Source organism: Bacteroides ndongoniae (assembly GCF_900108345.1).
Taxonomy (GTDB): domain Bacteria; phylum Bacteroidota; class Bacteroidia; order Bacteroidales; family Bacteroidaceae; genus Bacteroides; species Bacteroides ndongoniae.
In genome coordinates this window covers 933,357-949,526 of record NZ_FNVV01000014.1, presented here as the reverse complement: position 1 = coordinate 949,526, position 16,170 = coordinate 933,357, and the positions used below count along the sequence as shown (strand labels likewise).

Genomic DNA, 16,170 nt, shown 5'->3' with positions numbered 1-16,170 from the left:
GTATTATATTATTGCACAACGTCACTTGCATAGGGGAAATAGCCTACGGTACAGATGTCAAGACTTGCTCCTTCAGCAGTGAGGAATACTCCTACTTCGTCGGTCGAGATTCCTGTATGGCTGTATGTGTAGGGAGTCAGTACGCTGCCCGAAGCTGTTCTTATGATGGTGTTCATAGACAGATTGGTATTGTTGCGGTTGACGAACAAACGTACATAGGCTCCTTGCATATCGTCTTTGAAGGTATCCCAATTGAATCCATGGCTGATGTTGTCGCCCGAATAGTTGGCATCGCCCCAGCCGTAGGCATCGGCGCGCAGCACGAAGTATTCGGCATAGCCAGCACCGTTCAGAGGTACACCGTTGGTGGCTACCAGTATCCAGTTATTCCAATTGTTTTGTCCGTTGGTGTTGTTGGTGAAGATGATTCCGAACGGATATTCATTGTTGCCTTTGATGACGTAGTTGTCGGAGAATACACTCCACCAGCCGGCACTGCAATCTTCAGGACCTACCAGATAGCTGCCCGGTGTGAAGCTTTCGCCATCGGCATATACTTGTTCGGCATCGAGCTTGATGTAGTTCTTTTCGCCTGTGATGAATGCGCCTACCGTTTCTTCCAACTCGCCTGTGTAGCTGAAGTTGTATGTATAGGTCTGTCCGCTGGAACCTGTTACAACGGCTGCCATGTTGACGGTATTCTCGTTGCGTGTCAGCGTGATGTCGACGTAAGCGCCGTTCATTTCGGAGGTGAAGTTGTCAAAATTGAAGGTATGATTGATTTGTGTACCGTCGTAGTGGGCATCTCCCCAACCGTAGGCATCGCCTCGGAGTACGAAGTGCTCGGCATAGCCCGATTCGCCAAAGGCTTTTCCGTTGGTCAGTACGATAACCCAGTTGTTCCAGTTGGCTGCCATGTCGGTATAGTTGTAGAAACCAAAGTGAGCCGATGTCTTGAATTTGACCAACTTGGTCTGTACGGCAAAGAATCCATCGGTGAAGTCTTCGCTTCCGCTGATGACCCAGTTATGATAGTCGGCTTCTCCTCCACTAGGCACAGCTTGTTCGCTACTGCCAATCTGATTGCGGTAGATTTTGATGTCGTCGATCCAAAATTCGGGCAGGGCTTCGTCTTCGGTACCGGCTCCTTCACCTATATACATATAGGCGCAGCTGGCCATGAACTGAACGATTTTGCTGAAGTCGAAATTGGTGACTGTTTCGTTGACACGCTGTTTGCCGTCGACAAATACATTGTATCCGTCGTTGCGTACGGTGAGGGCAACGTAATGCCATTCGCCGGCTCCGTCCAGCATACCTGTTTCCACATTTTCGGGGTTGAGGGCTTCGTATTCACCATCTACTCCGTCGTACGACAGCCAGCCGTTGGCTGTGAAAAACAGTTTTTGGGTAGCATTCTCGTTTTGGAAAGAGAACAGGGCGCTTGTCAGATCGTTTTCTTTTGTCTCGTCTGTTTCTTCATCGACAATCAGGGGTTGTTTGACCCAGAAGGTGAGTGAAACTCCGTTTTGAGCTTTGTAGCTGGTCATCGGATTGAAGATGCGCGCATAACCTCCGGGCAGGTGCAGTACTTTGCCACGTGCTTCGTCGTCTTTTACTACTTCGGCCACTTCGCCGTTGGGATAGGCGTAATAATCCATGCTTGTCGGATCGAATGCGTCATCCTCGAAGGTGATGTTGGCTACTTGTTCTAATTTCGGATAAGTGTCGTTACCTGCTGGTGGGTCTGCTTTTCCCCACTCTTCACAAGCTCCGAATGAAAAAACCGTAAATGCCGCCAATAGGATGGACGGCCACTTTCTTGCCTTTTTCATAATATCGAATTAATAGTTAAACAATAAATGATACTTTTTACGTGTTGCAAATGTATAGATAGATGTAAATATTGAGGTGGACAAATGGACTTGATAGGTGGACAAACGGAAAATCAATGTAAAAACTACACTAATTGTATCGGTGAGTAGAAAGGTTATTGTATTGTAAATGTGATAGTTTTGTAAGAATCGTGTGTAGGAATGTGGTGTGCAGAATGGTGCGCCCATCTATTTGTTTTACGTACTTAAAAGGGATGCTTTGCGAGCGCTCACGAAGGACGCAAGTGTGGCTCACGAAGGACACAAGTGCGGCTCATGAGGGACACAAATGTGGCTCATGAGCCATGCAAGCGTGGCTCGTACGGGGGAGTAGAGGAGGGGGGGCTGGGCTTTACTCCTTAGGCTTCTTTGCTCAGCAGCTCGCGGGGAGTGATGTTGAACTCCTTGGTGAAGCAGCGGGTAAAGTATTTCGGATCGTTGAAGCCGACTTCGTAGGCTATCTCGGAGATGCTGGTGTCTTTCTGCCCGCGATGCTTCAGGAGGAGGTCGCGTGCCAGATTCAGTCGATAGTTGCGGATGAACTGGCCTGCTGATTGTCCTACGAGGCTTTGCAGTTTCTGATTCAGCATGGTCTTGCTGACGCCTACTGCTTCGCAGAAGTTGGCGACTTCGAATTCGGGGTTCTTGTAGTTCTCCTTCATTACGTCCATGACGTGGTTCAGGAATTTTTTATCGCCCGACTTTTCGTCGATGTTCAGTTCGTCCACCTGCATATTCAGGGCGAACTTCCGCTGATAGCGTTTGCGGTTCTCCAGTATGTTTTCGATGCGTGCCAGCAGCAAGGTGTCGTCGAAAGGCTTCAGCAGATAGTCGTCCACACCGACACGGTAGCTTTCGATGCGCGATTCCTGTGAGGTTTTAGCCGTAAGCATCAGGAAGGGGATGTGCGAGATGGCGATGTTGGCCTTTACCCTTCTCGACAGTTCAAGGCCATCCATGCCTGGCATCATCAGGTCGCTGATGATGAAGTCGACGGGGTGGGCATTGAGCACTTCCAAGGCTTCGATGCCGTTGGCTGCTTCGCTCACGTGGTATTTATCGCGTAGAATAGACCGGATGTAGGCTCGCATGTCGGCATTGTCTTCTACGACCAGTATGTGCAGCTCCTTCTTGGTTTCGCTTGCGTTTTCGGACTTGGCAACTGCCTCGGCCGACGGAGTAGAGGGAATAGCTACATGGGCTGTCGCATCTTCTTGCCCGATGGGCAGCAGAATGCGGAACGAGCAGCCGACGGTGTGGTTGTTGCAGGCATGTATGTCGCCGTCGAGCATCTGTATGATGCGCTTGCACAGGTAGAGGCCGATGCCGCTTCCAGTCTGTCCGTACATGGGGTATTTGTTTTGCCCTTTCGACTGATAGAAGCGGTTGAATATCTTGTCGATGTCTTCGGTCGGGATGCCTCCGCCTGTATCGCTGACGCAGATGTAGAGGGTGGCACCGCGCTGGTCGGTGGGTGGCAGTTGGGCGATGTAGAGGGCGATGCGTCCGCCGTCGGGGGTGAACTTGATGGCGTTGCTCAGCAGATTGGTCAGCACTTTGTGCATGGCTTCTTCGTCGTACGTAAATTCGGGCGAGGGCAGGCGGTAGTAGTGCTTCAGGCTGATGTTGCGCCCTTTGGCAAAGACTTCGAAGGGGGTGATGAGTTCGTCGGCAAACTTCTGGAAGTTGTGCCGGCTCTTCACGATTTCGAGTTTGCCCGATTCTACCTTGCGGAAGTCCATCAGCTGGTTGACGAGCGAGAGCAGGTATTTCGAATTGCGTTCTACGAAGTGCAGCTGCTCGATGACCTGCGGGTTGTAGCTCAGTTTCAGTGCCCGTTCTATGGGGCCGATGATGAGCGTGATGGGAGTACGGAACTCGTGGGTGATGTTGGTGAAGAAAGCTATCTTGTCCAGTGTGAGTTCTTGTATTTTGCGTGCCATTTTAGCCAGCTGTGTTTTCTGGCGGGTGATTTTTTCGTTTTGCTCTTTCAGCATCAGGTTCTGTCGTGAAAGTTCTTCAGTCTGCTGTTCCAGCAGTTCTTTTTGTTTGTTCAGTTCGCGGGTGCGCTGTTCTACTTTCTGGTGGAGCAGTTCGCGCTGCTTGACGAAGTTGCGGATGCGCCATTGGTAGAATTGCCAAGTCAGTATCAGGGCTATGACGGTCATCAGCAGTACGAACCAAGGCTGTTTGTAGAAGTAGGGTTTGATGATGATTTTCAGTTCGGTCAGATTTTCCTGGCTGTTTGCATCGTCGGGGCAATACTTCACTTGCAGGGTGTAGGTGCCTGGCGAGAGGTTGGTGTAGCTGGCAAAGCGGCGGTCGCAGGGCACTTTGATCCACTTCGAGTCGAAGCCCACGAGGCGATATGCGTAGGTGGCTGTATGTTCGGACTCGAAGTTCAGGGCCGAGAACTCCAGCGAGAAGGATTTCTGTTTCTCGTGTATTTCGATTTCGCGGGTCACGGCGATGTCTTGTGGCAGTTGTTCGCTGCCCGCATAGATTTCTTCATTGCCTACCAACAGGCGTGTGAACCTTACTTGTGAGGGCTGTTCGGGCACCGTCGGCAGGTCGTATTTGATAGAGGTCAGTCCTTTCAGATGGCCGAAGTACAGTTCGCCCTCGGTCGAATTGCAGGCGGCATTCCAATAGAATTGGGTGTCGGCCAGTCCGTCTTGTCGGGTGTAGTTGGTGATGTGGCCTGTGTTGGGGTGCAGTCTTGATATGCCGTTGTAGGTAGCTATCCATAGCAGCCCTTTGTCGTCTTCGAGTATTCCTCGGACGCTGTTGTTGGCCAGTCCGTGTTGAGTGGTGTAGGCGGTAAAGGTTTCGTTGCCTTGTTCGTCGGTGCTTCGCCGATAGATGCCGTTGCCGTTGCTGCCCAGCCATAGCGTGCCGTCTTTGGCCTGATACATACAGGTGATTTTCTCCACTTGTCTGGAGGTGGGGATGTCCAGTTTGTACTTCAGATGGCGGTATTCGAAGTAGGTGTTGTCGTCCGATTGCGGGCGTGTGTGCAAGTCGATGATGTAGACACCGTCCATGCACCCCATCCACAGGTGTCCTTCCTTATCGACGAGCGATCCGATGCAACCGCGTATGTTGGCGTTCACCTGTTCGGGCAGGGGCAGGATGAACTTGCTTTGTTGCAGGTCGTAGAAGTAGATGCCCTGGTTGGTGCCTATCCACATGCCATTGTTGATGGAGTCGTACGTCAGTGCTCCGATGAAGCTACCGGGATATTTATTGTCGTCGGAAGGCGAGAAGATGCTCTTCAGCACACGGCGTGGATTTTTGTGGTCGAGCAGGTTGATGCCTCCTCCCCAGGTTCCTATCCACAGGCGGCCTTGTGGATCGGTGGTGATGGCGCTGACCGAGTTGTGGCTCAGTATGCCGTCTTCGTGCGTATAGTGTGTGAAGCTGTCGCTTCCTTTTTCTTTTCTGTTCAGTCCGCCTTCTACGGTTCCAACCCACAGGGTACCTTCGCGGTCTTCGTAGATGGCGTTTACGGGGTTATGCGACAGGGTATGACTGTTTTGCGGGTCGTGGCGATAGTTTTGTATAGACAGGCGCTTGGTGGTAAACTTATTGATACCTCCGTTGTCGGTGCCTATCCAGATGTGGTTGCCTTCGACAGTGATGCAGTTGACGAAGTTGCTGTTCAGCAGGTTGCTGCCAGTGTGCGAGTATTCGTTTTCGATTCGTTCGAAGTTGTCTTTGATGGGGTTGTAGACGTTGAGGCCTTTCAGACTACCGATGATGAGCTGCTTGTCGCTGGTGATGGCCAGATCGGTCAGGTAGTTTTGCGATAGTGAGTAGGGGTCGTGTGGCTGGTGTTGGTAATGCTTCACAATGTTCTCTTTCTTGTTGTATCGGTACAGTCCGTAGTTGGTCGTTATCCAAAGTTCGTTTTCCTTGATGATGAAGTCGTTGAAGTATGTATCGGCCTTGAAGGAGAAGCTGCCTGTGATGGGGTTGGCGGTGAGCTTGCCTTGGGTGTCCATGCTTACTTTGTACAGTTTTCCGTTGAGGCCCATCCATATTTTTCCGTCGGCATCGAAATCGCACAGGATGGCTGCATCGCGGAAGGAGCTGTTGGTTTGCAGTGAGCATACGTTGCGTATGCCTCCTTGCTCGTCCAGTTCGATGCGGTGCAGGAATTTGTCGGCATACAGCCAGATGTAGCCTTGCGTATCGTTCAGAATGTAGGAAGCGGGTTGCCATGTCAGTTCCTGATGGGGGAGACCTTTCAGCAGCGGAACGGGGCGCAACGTGTTGAGGTCGATGATGTCGGTTCCGCCTTCCGAAATCACCCATAGGCGTTGGAAGCGGTCTTCGAAGACCCTGTACACGAAATTGCTTTTCAGCGGACAGTGGGGAGTGCTAACGCTGAAGTTAACAAAACCGTAACCGTCGTATCTTGATAGGCCACCTCCTTGTGTCGAAATCCACAGAAAGCCGTGGCTGTCTTTGTAGATGTCGTCGATGAAGTTGTTGGGCAGTCCCTCGTTCATGGTGATGTACGAGATGTTGTATCGGTCGGCAAACGTTTCTTGTGCCCATGCTGAGGCGGGGCACGACAGAAACAGACTGTATAATATAATAAGGTACAGGTTGAGATTTGTTTTCATTTTTCTTGGTATTAGTGCTGGCAAAGATAATGGATTCGGCGAGATGTGAAAGTATGTGTGGCGGGCTTTTTGCCTCTGGTGGCCTATTGTCCACCTAAAAAGTTCGTTTGTCCACCTTTCGAAGTTGGGTCGGTGCGTATTTTTGCTAAAAAATAAAAATGCTGGTATTATGAGAAACCTTTTCTGCCTGACTGCAGGTTTAGCGAGTCTCTTTTTAGTGAGTTGTTCTCAGTCGGCTTTTGTACCGACTGCTTCGCCCAATCCCTGGAGCGACGATTATCATCATGTGTCTGCGATGGAGGACTACCGTCAATGGGGAACGTATAACGTTCACGACCCTTCGTGTCGGAAGATTGGCGACTATTATTATATGTACTCCACCGACGCCATCTATCGTGAAAACCGCAAGCAGGCCGAAGAAAAGGGCGTACCCTTGGGCTACATTCAGATGCGCCGTTCGAAGGACTTGGTGCATTGGGAGTTCCTCGGATGGGTATTCCCCGAGATTCCTCGCGAAGCCGTCGAGTGGGTGCACGCTCATGCGGGAGGGCAGGGGGCTACCAACATCTGGGCGCCCTACATCGTTCCGTATAAGGACAGATACCGACTTTATTTCAGCGTTTCGGCCTTCGGTCGGAAAACGTCTTATATAGGGCTGGCCGAATCGGCTTCGCCCGAAGGTCCCTGGAAGCAGATGGGATGTGTAGTCCGGACGGATGAAACGACAGCAATGAATGCCATCGACCCCAGCGTCGTGGTTGACCCTGCGAACGGAAAATGGTGGTTGCATTATGGTTCCTTCTTTGGTGGCTTGTATTGCCTGGAGTTGAATCCGTCGACCGGGCTTCCGCTGGTCGAGGGCGACAAGGGGCATCTGATAGCACGCCGCGCCAATTATCGGAAAGACAATCTGGAGGCTCCCGAAATAATCTATCACCCCGAGCTGAAGCAATACTACCTCTTTACGTCGTACGACCCGCTGATGACCACCTACAACGTGCGCGTAGGCCGTTCGGACAAGGCCGAGGGACCCTTTACCGACTTCTTCGGCAAGCAGCTGAAGGACACGACCAACAACTTCCCCATACTGACGGCTCCGTATCGCTTCGACAATCATCCGGGCTGGGCGGGCACGGCGCATTGCAGCGTCTTTACGACCGACGACGGACGATTCTTCATGGCTCATCAGGGGCGTCTTTCGCCTCACAACCTGATGATGGACTTACACGTGCGTCAGGTGTTCTTCACCGACGACGGATGGCCTGTCGTGTCGCCCGAACGCTATGCCGGCACTCAGCCTCGCCGCTTCAGGGCGGCCGACCTCGTAGGCGAGTGGGAGGTAATCCGTGTGCAGGAGCCCCTGTACGAACGTCGCCTGGAGGCTGGACAGATTCTGTGGGGCGAAGGCGAACTGAAGGAGGAAGAATGGAACCGCTCGCGCAAGTTGCAGTTTGCCAAGGGCGGAGAGCTGGCCAACGGGGCAGGTAGTTGGGCCTTTGTCGAGGACAAGCAAGGCCTTACGCTGACGCTCGACGGCGAGCCGATCGACAACCTCATCGTCTTTGCCGGCCACGACTGGGAGAACGAACAGGAAACGGTACTCTTCACTGGACTCGACGCGCGCGGACGCTCGGTGTGGGGAAAGAGGGTGAAGTGAATGAAGAACGAAGAATGAAGAACGAGAGAGGAGGAGGAAGGCTTCTATTATTCTAATTTACTTAACTGTAACTGTAATACTGTAACGCTATAACTGCGAAAAATATTTGAAAACCAAAAACTTACATTAAAAATAATAACCATGATGAAAACCAAAAGACTACTGACGACGATGGCGCTGGCCGTGGGCATGACCCTGCAGGCGCAGACGCACGAGTTTGTCATTCAGACAAAAAAAGTGGGCGCCGAGATTCAGCCCACCATGTACGGACTCTTTTTCGAGGACATCAACTATGCGGCCGACGGAGGCCTGTATGCCGAACTGGTGAAGAACCGTTCGTTCGAGTTTCCGCAACACCTGATGGGGTGGAAGAGCTTCGGCAAGGTGACAGTGAAGGACGACGGCCTCTTCGAACGCAATCCGCACTACGTACGCCTGGCTTACGCCGGACACCCGCACAAACAGACGGGGCTCGACAACGAAGGCTTCTTCGGCATCGGCGTCAGTCGCGACGCCGAATATCGCTTCTCGGTGTGGGCACGCATCCCCGACGGCAAGGAGGCCGGAAAGATCCGCGTCGAACTGGTCGATACCAAGTCGATGGGCGAGCAGCAGGCCTTTGCCACCGCCACGCTGGACATCGACTCGAAGGAGTGGAAGAAGTATCAGGTAGTGTTGAAGTCGCCCGTAACCAATCCCAAAGCCGTCCTCCGCATCTTCCTGGCGTCGCCGCAGACGGTCGATCTGGAGCACATCTCGCTCTTCCCCGTCGATACGTGGAAGGGGCACGAAAACGGCTTGCGTAAAGACCTGGCGCAGGCGCTCGCCGACCTGAAGCCCGGCATCTTCCGCTTCCCCGGCGGATGCATCGTCGAGGGTACCGACCTGGCCACCCGCTATAATTGGAAAAACTCGGTAGGCCCCGTCGAGAACCGTCCGCTGAACGAAAACCGCTGGCAGTACACCTTCGCCCACCGTTTCTATCCCGACTATTATCAGAGCTACGGACTGGGCTTCTACGAGTTTTTCCAGCTGTCCGAAGAAATAGGCGCCGAGCCGCTGCCGGTGCTGAGCTGCGGCCTTGCCTGCCAGTTTCAGAACCCCAACGCCGACGCCCATGTGCCCGTCTGTGAGTTGCAGGACTACGTGCAGGATGCGCTCGACCTAATTGAGTTTGCCAACGGCGACACGACCACCACCTGGGGCAAGCTGCGTGCCGACATGGGGCATCCCGCGCCGTTCAACCTGAAGTTCATCGGCATCGGCAACGAACAGTGGGGCAGCGAGTATCCCGAGCATCTGGAACCCTTCGTCAAGGCCATCCGCAAGGCCTATCCCGACATCAGGATTGTGGGCAGTTCGGGTCCCGACTCCGAAGGAAAGCAGTTCGACTACCTGTGGCCCGAGATGAAGCGTCTGAAGGCCGACTTGGTGGACGAGCACTTCTACCGCCCCGAATCGTGGTTCCTCGGCCAGGGCGCGCGCTACGACGGCTACGACCGCAAGGGTCCCAAGGTGTTTGCCGGCGAATATGCCTGCCACGGCAAGGGCAAGAAGTGGAACCACTTCCACGCCTCGCTGCTCGAAGCCGCCTTTATGACGGGGCTTGAGCGCAATGCCGACATCGTCCACATGGCTACCTACGCCCCGCTCTTTGCCCACGTCGAGGGCTGGCAGTGGCGCCCCGACCTCATCTGGTACGACAACCTGCGCTCCGTGCGCTCCGTCAGCTACTATGTGCAGCAGCTCTACGGGCTGTATAAGGGTACCTACGTGCTGCCGCTCACCATGGACAAACGCCCCGTGACGGGTGCCGAAGGCCAGGACGGACTCTTTGCCAGCGCAGTGATCGACAAGGACAAGAACCGGTACATCGTCAAGGTGGCCAACACCTCGGACAAGGCGCAGAGCATCCGGCTGACCTTCGACGGCATGAAGAAGAAAGCCGCCCTGACCGCCGGACGCTGCGTCAAGCTGGCCTCGCCCGACCCGGACAAGGACAACACCCTCGACGCCCCCTCGGCCATCGTGCCTCGGGAATCGGCGCTGACGGTCGAAGCGCAGGGCGCGCAGGTGGAAATCGAACCGAATACATTTGCTGTCTATATCTTTGAATTGTAATCTTTATGCAAGTACATAGTTTTTTTAAGGTTGTTGTTTTTATGGTAACTTCTTGGCTGGCAGCCCCCTGCGGGCTGTCGGCTCAAGAAGACACCACGTTTGTGGCCGGCGGCAATCCGCTGGTGAAGTACAAGTACACGGCCGACCCCGGCGCCATGGTTCACGACGGCAGGCTCTACATCTACGCCGGGCACGACGAATGTCCGCCCACGGCCGAACACTACTTGCTGAACGAGTGGTGCGTCTTCTCCTCGTCCGACCTGAAGACGTGGACCGAACACCCCGTCCCCCTGCGTGCCAAAGACTTCGCCTGGGCCAAGGGCGAGGCATGGGCCAGTCAGGTCATCGAGCGCGACGGCAAGTTCTACTGGTATGTGACCGTCGAACACGCCACCATCCCCGGCAAGTCCATCGGCGTGGCCGTGTCCGACTCGCCCACGGGTCCCTTCGTTGACGCCCGCGGCTCGGCCTTGATAACCAACGACATGACTACCGAGCGCAGCAAAAGCTACTGGGACGACATCGACCCCACCGTCTTCATCGACGACGACGGACAGGCCTACCTGTATTGGGGCAACACTCAGTGCTACTACGCCAAGCTGAAGAAGAATATGATCGAGCTGGACGGCCCCATCGTGCCCGTCGACCTGCCTCGCTTCACCGAAGCCCCCTGGCTGCACAAGCGTGGCGACTGGTACTACCTGTCGTATGCCTCGGAGTTCCCCGAGAAAATCTGCTACGCCATGAGCCGCAGCATCACCGGCCCGTGGGAGTACAAGGGCGTCCTGAACGAGCTGGCCGGCAACTCCAACACCAACCATCAGGCCATCATCGAGTTTGGCGGCCAGTGGTATTTCATCTACCACAACGGCGCCATCAACCCCACGGGTGGCAGCTTCCGCCGTTCGGTGTGCATCGACCGCCTCTACTACAACGAGGACGGCACCCTGAAGCGCGTGCAGATGACGACCGAAGGCATCTGGTAAGAAACAAGCCGCAAGCGAAAAAGGCCGGTATCGGAATACCGAAAAAAAGACTGCCGCAGGCGATCGGAAATGGGTCGCCCGTGGGCAGTCTTTCTTTTTTTTGAAAAAAAACTAACTGTAATCTGTAATACTGTAACGCGGAAGTCGGGGATCGGGGAGAGGAAAGTGGGGGAGGTAACCGTAGCCTTCCCTCTTTTTTCCCTTCTTTTTTTACATTGTACAACTAATTACTCCGAACGTCGTGCTAATAGCCGTCAGAATCTTGATTAAGGTCTGAATGAACATTTTTCCAAATAGATTTCTTGTTTATAGCAGTTTTGAGTGTTTTAATGGTAGTTGACTCAGTAACTTGTCTTTTTGTCCTTCTTTTGTCAGAATAGGGATACAGGCTAATTAATAGAAAGTTATAAAAGTTTATATTTGGCGTGAAATTTATTAGTAAAATAGAAGATTAATGATGATAAAACTAATTTGTTGGAAGTTAGTGCGTAAGAGGAATTTATATATACGCCTTTTTATCTTTGTAAATTCTCTGTTTTTTATTTCAGAGTTGGTTTACGCATACTATAATTGTGTAACACTTCATTTTGGGAAATTTAATAGCATAATCATTTTATTGTAAATAGTTGGCTGCACTGTTTCTTAAACAATAATAGTTACAACTGTGGTAATTACAGTACTTACAAGTATATATTAAACATAAGAAAATGATACTGACCGGGATCAGGGTGAGCTGACGCTAAAAAAGATGTAGGAAGAAAGCCTCACGGTTTCCTTCCTACTTTTAACCAATTGATTATTTAATTATGAAAAACACGAGTCTTTCAACCCGCTTTTTTTTATTCCAAGCGTCTTGCGCCGTCGCTGATCACTACGTCGTAGATCTTCGGGCTACGGCCAAACTTGTTCTTGAAGTCTTCTTTTGCTTTGTTGATGAATGTAGAATACAGTTCTTCCTTCACCAGGTTGATGGTGCATCCGCCAAATCCGCCACCCATGACGCGCGATCCGGTTACACCGCAGTCGAATGCCAGGTCGTTCAGGAAGTCGAGCTCTTCGCAGCTTACTTCGTACAGCTTGCTCATGCCGTGGTGAGTTTCGTACATCTTCTGGCCAACGGTTTCGTAGTCGCCTCTTTCCAGAGCGTCGCAAACGTCGAGCACGCGTTGGATTTCTTCGATGACGTATTCGGCACGCATGTAGTCTTCTTCGCTGACTTCGGCTTTGACTTCGTTCAGCATTTCCATCGTGCAGTCGCGCAGGAACTCAACGTGCGGATGCTTCTTCTGAACAGCAGCCACAACGGCTTCGCAGCTCTGACGGCGCTTGTTGTAGGCCGACGATGCCAGTTCGTGCTTCACCACCGAGTCAACCAACACCAGGCGATAGCCTTGCGGGTCGAAGGGGAAGTACTGGTATTCGAGCGAACGGCAGTCGAGGCGGATCAGATGGCCTTTCTTGCCAAATACGGAAGCAAACTGGTCCATGATACCGCAGTTCACGCCGCAGTAGTTGTGCTCGGTAGCCTGTCCTACCTTGGCCAGCTCGAACTTGTCGATCTTGTTGTCGCCGAAGAGGTCGTTCAGGGCATAAGCATACGTGCTTTCGAGGGCGGCCGATGAAGACATGCCGGCACCCAGGGGAACGTCGCCTGCAAAAGCAGTGTTGAAGCCTTTTACTTCTACACCACGCTTGATCATTTCGCGGCAAACGCCGAAGATATATCTTGCCCAGCTTGCACGAGGAGCGTCAGCCTCTTCCAAACCAAATTCTACATAATCTTTCAGGTCGATGGAGTAAGCCTTCACGATGTTGGTACCGTTTGGCTTGATTTCGGCTATCATGCCTTTATCGATTGCTCCAGGGAATACAAAACCGCCGTTGTAGTCGGTATGTTCGCCGATAAGATTAATGCGACCCGGAGAAGCGTAAACTGCTCCTGTTGTTCCATCAAAATGCTTGATGAAACGGCTTCTTACGTATTCTATATCCATAATACTAATATTTTTAATAAGGTGAATAATTAAAATTACCTATATGTGTTTTTCTCTTCTTCTATTATTCTACTGGAATGTTCTTGTTGACGTTCTTGCATCCTACCAGGCCGTAGTACAGCAGATAGGCCAGACCGGCGATGATGAGCCAGTAGCTTGCCATGTAGCCTACGCCGTCGGCGATAGCGTTCTGGATGAGCGGCAGGATACCGCCACCTACTACCATCATCATGAAGATGCCCGATGCCTGTGCGGTGTACTTGCCCAGTCCTTCAACAGCCAGGTTGAAGATACCGCCCCACATGACCGATGTGCAGAGTCCGCACAATACCAGCAGGAAGGCGCTCAGGGGTACCTTCGGAGTGGCCAGCGAGCCTACCATTTCTTCGGGAGCCATAGCGGCTTCTTCCTTCAGTGCTTCGGCATACGACGAGAGGTCGACCGATGCGGGGTTGGCGATGAAGGCAGAGATCTGGTCGGCAGGAACACCGGCGTTGGTCAGGATTTCGGTAGTTTTGGCTACGGGGTCGTAAACGATCTTGGGCACATCGATACCGATGTTCTTGGGCAAGAACATGGCGATGACGATGAGTACGATGGCTGTGGCCGAAACGACAATCAGCTGAGTGCGGGTAGACACCTTACCGCTGATGGCGCTACTGGCCGAACGTCCGACAAGCATCAGCAGCCAGTAGATGGCAGCGATGGCTCCACCGATGGCAGCACCGTTGATAAGGATGCCGGCTCCCTTGCTCGAAGCGTCGGCCAGGTAGAAGTTGAGCGTGCCGGGGATACCGATTTCGATACCTACATAGATGAAGATACCGATAACGCCCAATACGGTGTGGCGGAAGCTCCAGGGGCTGTATTCGAATTTTTCCTTCTGTGCGCCGCCTTTTCTGAGGTGGGGCTCAGGGATGGATACGAACGAAATGATGATGAAGGCAGCTACGAATACGGCCATCGCGATGAACAGCAGCGGGGCTACGTCGGACATGGCGGTTTTCGAAGTTACTGTGCCGATCAGGGCGCCTACGAAGAGCGGAGTCAGTGTGCCCGACAGCGAGTTCAGCGCACCACCTGTCTGAATCAGCTGGTTACCCTTGTTGCCGCCGCCTCCGAGAAGGTTCAGCATGGGGTTCACCACGGTGTTGAGCATACATACGCAGAAACCGCAGACGAAGGCTCCGAGCAGGTAGATGATGAAGTTGAGCTTGATGGCGTATTCGCCCAGCGAGAAGACGTCGACATTGGCGCCTACGAGGCTAGACAGATACTGGATGAAGAGGCCGATGAAGCCGACGGCCATCGCGATGAGGGCGGTCTTCTTGTAGCCGATTTTGACAAGCATGTTACCAGCCGGGATACCCATGAAGAGGTAGGCCAGGAAGTTCATCATGTTACCCATCATACCCAGTGTGTTGGCACCGGCATATTGATTTTTCCATATCGTACCGAAGGGTGCGGCAAGATTGGTTACGAAAGAGATCATCGCAAAAATAAAGAACATGGTAATAATTGCGACGAGATTACCGTTCTGTTTTTGTTGTGTCATGGTTTTTTGAAAAAGTTAGGAGTTTATAATTATATTAAGTTAGTTTCAAAACATGGTTGGTCACGATTCTGTTACCCCAAACTTGTAAACGGTAATCTGCTGGTATTCATCGCCCGGCAGCAATACGCACGAGGGGAAGTGCGGCTTGTTGGGGGTATCGGGGAAGCATTGTGCTTCGAAGCAGACAGCGCTTCGGGCAGGGAAGGTAGCGCCGTGTGCGCCTGCAAATCCACCCAGCCAGTTGCCAGTGTACACCTGTACGCCGTTTTCGGTCGTATATACTTCCATGGTTCGTCCACTTTCAGGCTCGGTGCAGGTGGCTGCCAGGCTCAATTCGCCCGCCTCGGTCTTGTTAAGCACATAGCAGTGGTCGTAGCCAGTGCCGTTGATCAGCTGCTGGAATGGCTCGTCGATGCGTTCGCCAATGGTATGCGGTGTGCGGAAGTCCATCGGAGTGCCTTCTACCTTGCTGATTTCGCCCGTCGGGATGGATACCTCGTCGATGGGGACGTAGAAGTCGGCGTTGATGGTAACAATGTTGTTCAGAACGGTAGGAGTGGGGTTGGCTATGCCGGCCAGGTTGAAGAAGCCGTGGTTGGTCAGGTTGACTACCGTAGCCTTGTCGGTAGTGGCTCTGTATTCGATTACCAGAGCGTTTGCTTCGTTCTCCAGGCGATAGGTCATTTCTACTTTCAGGTTGCCGGGGAAGCCTTCTTCGCCGTCGGCCGATGTGTAGTTGAAGATGACGGTTGTCGGATCGGGTTGTACAGCATCCCATACGCGTGTGTGGAAGCCTGTGGGACCACCGTGCAGGGAGTTGGGTCCGTTGTTGATGGCCAGCTGGTGTTTTTCGCCATACAGGGTGAACTCTCCTTTGGCAATTCGGTTGCCGTATCGTCCGATGGTGGTGTTCAGGAAGGGTTCGGGACTGTGGATGACGCTTTCAATATTGTCGTGTCCTAAAACGACGTTGGCATACTGTCCCTTTTTGTCGGGAACCATGATGGAAAGGATGGCGCATCCGTAATTGGTTACTGCAACTTCCATTCCTAATGCATTCTTAAGGATAAACAGATCTGTCTTTTTACTATCTATTTCCTTTTGAAAGTCCTTTCTGTCCAATCCGGACAAATTGCTTTCTGTTGGGGTAGTGTTTATCATAAACGTGGTATTAATTAAATTTCTTGCAAATAAAAAGAAATTCTTTTGTATACCCAAGTAATTGGAATGAAATGTGGAAAACATTTTAGGAAAGTTTAGCGTTTTGCGTCCTTGAATCGAATGAATATTTTTTGTATGTTTGCCGCCATAATTTAAAAATACTTATGTTTTTATTGAACATTTAACGAAAA

General features: G+C 52.2%; 8 protein-coding genes. 3 read left to right on the top strand and 5 right to left on the bottom strand.

Annotated elements, in window-relative coordinates; translation table 11 throughout:
* Window positions 1–8: 8 nt before the first annotated feature.
* Together BQ5591_RS14915 and BQ5591_RS14910 are read right to left on the bottom strand one after the other, a co-directional pair.
* Window positions 9–1,835: a LamG domain-containing protein gene (locus tag BQ5591_RS14915; RefSeq protein WP_071149942.1), complete on the bottom strand. Its 1,827-nt coding sequence runs from the start codon at window positions 1,833–1,835 to the stop codon at window positions 9–11.
* 398 nt (window positions 1,836–2,233) lie between these two features.
* Window positions 2,234–6,505 carry a hybrid sensor histidine kinase/response regulator transcription factor gene (locus BQ5591_RS14910; RefSeq protein ID WP_071149941.1) on the bottom strand — a complete coding sequence of 1,424 codons (4,272 nt, stop codon included), beginning with the start codon at window positions 6,503–6,505 and terminating at the stop codon, window positions 2,234–2,236.
* Window positions 6,506–6,674: 169 nt separating this feature from the next.
* Here BQ5591_RS14910 and BQ5591_RS14905 point away from each other — a divergent pair, with 169 nt between their 5' ends.
* From BQ5591_RS14905 to BQ5591_RS14895, 3 genes are all read left to right on the top strand, one after another.
* Window positions 6,675–8,162, top strand: coding sequence for an arabinan endo-1,5-alpha-L-arabinosidase (locus tag BQ5591_RS14905; protein WP_071149940.1), 1,488 nt, complete (start codon window positions 6,675–6,677; stop codon window positions 8,160–8,162).
* Window positions 8,163–8,303: 141 nt separating this feature from the next.
* Complete coding sequence (locus BQ5591_RS14900; protein WP_071149939.1) at window positions 8,304–10,283, top strand: alpha-L-arabinofuranosidase C-terminal domain-containing protein; 1,980 nt, start codon at window positions 8,304–8,306, stop codon at window positions 10,281–10,283.
* A gap of 41 nt (window positions 10,284–10,324) precedes the next feature.
* Window positions 10,325–11,269, top strand: coding sequence for a glycoside hydrolase family 43 protein (locus tag BQ5591_RS14895; protein WP_071149938.1), 945 nt, complete (start codon window positions 10,325–10,327; stop codon window positions 11,267–11,269).
* Between the two features lie 839 nt (window positions 11,270–12,108).
* Here BQ5591_RS14895 and galK read toward each other — a convergent pair.
* The 3 genes from galK to BQ5591_RS14880 form a co-directional block, all read right to left on the bottom strand.
* Entirely contained in the window at window positions 12,109–13,263 is a 1,155-nt protein-coding gene (gene galK, locus BQ5591_RS14890; RefSeq protein WP_022162467.1) for a galactokinase, read from the bottom strand.
* 64 nt (window positions 13,264–13,327) lie between these two features.
* Window positions 13,328–14,818 (bottom strand): MFS transporter, encoded by a 1,491-nt coding sequence (locus BQ5591_RS14885; RefSeq protein WP_071149937.1) that lies wholly within the window; start codon window positions 14,816–14,818, stop codon window positions 13,328–13,330.
* Between the two features lie 60 nt (window positions 14,819–14,878).
* Window positions 14,879–15,979 carry an aldose epimerase family protein gene (locus tag BQ5591_RS14880; RefSeq protein ID WP_022162470.1) on the bottom strand — a complete coding sequence of 367 codons (1,101 nt, stop codon included), beginning with the start codon at window positions 15,977–15,979 and terminating at the stop codon, window positions 14,879–14,881.
* Between the last annotated feature and the right edge of the window lie 191 nt (window positions 15,980–16,170).

Bases quoted from the DNA above. Each gene is read 5' to 3' on its own strand.
- BQ5591_RS14900 (WP_071149939.1), top strand. From the start codon at position 8,304: ATGATGAAAACCAAAAGACTACTGACGACGATGGCGCTGGCCGTGGGC.
- BQ5591_RS14880 (WP_022162470.1), bottom strand. From the start codon at position 15,979: ATGATAAACACTACCCCAACAGAAAGCAATTTGTCCGGATTGGACAGA.
- galK (WP_022162467.1), bottom strand. From the start codon at position 13,263: ATGGATATAGAATACGTAAGAAGCCGTTTCATCAAGCATTTTGATGGA.
- BQ5591_RS14910 (WP_071149941.1), bottom strand. From the start codon at position 6,505: ATGAAAACAAATCTCAACCTGTACCTTATTATATTATACAGTCTGTTT.
- BQ5591_RS14915 (WP_071149942.1), bottom strand. From the start codon at position 1,835: ATGAAAAAGGCAAGAAAGTGGCCGTCCATCCTATTGGCGGCATTTACG.
- BQ5591_RS14895 (WP_071149938.1), top strand. From the start codon at position 10,325: ATGGTAACTTCTTGGCTGGCAGCCCCCTGCGGGCTGTCGGCTCAAGAA.
- BQ5591_RS14885 (WP_071149937.1), bottom strand. From the start codon at position 14,818: ATGACACAACAAAAACAGAACGGTAATCTCGTCGCAATTATTACCATG.
- BQ5591_RS14905 (WP_071149940.1), top strand. From the start codon at position 6,675: ATGAGAAACCTTTTCTGCCTGACTGCAGGTTTAGCGAGTCTCTTTTTA.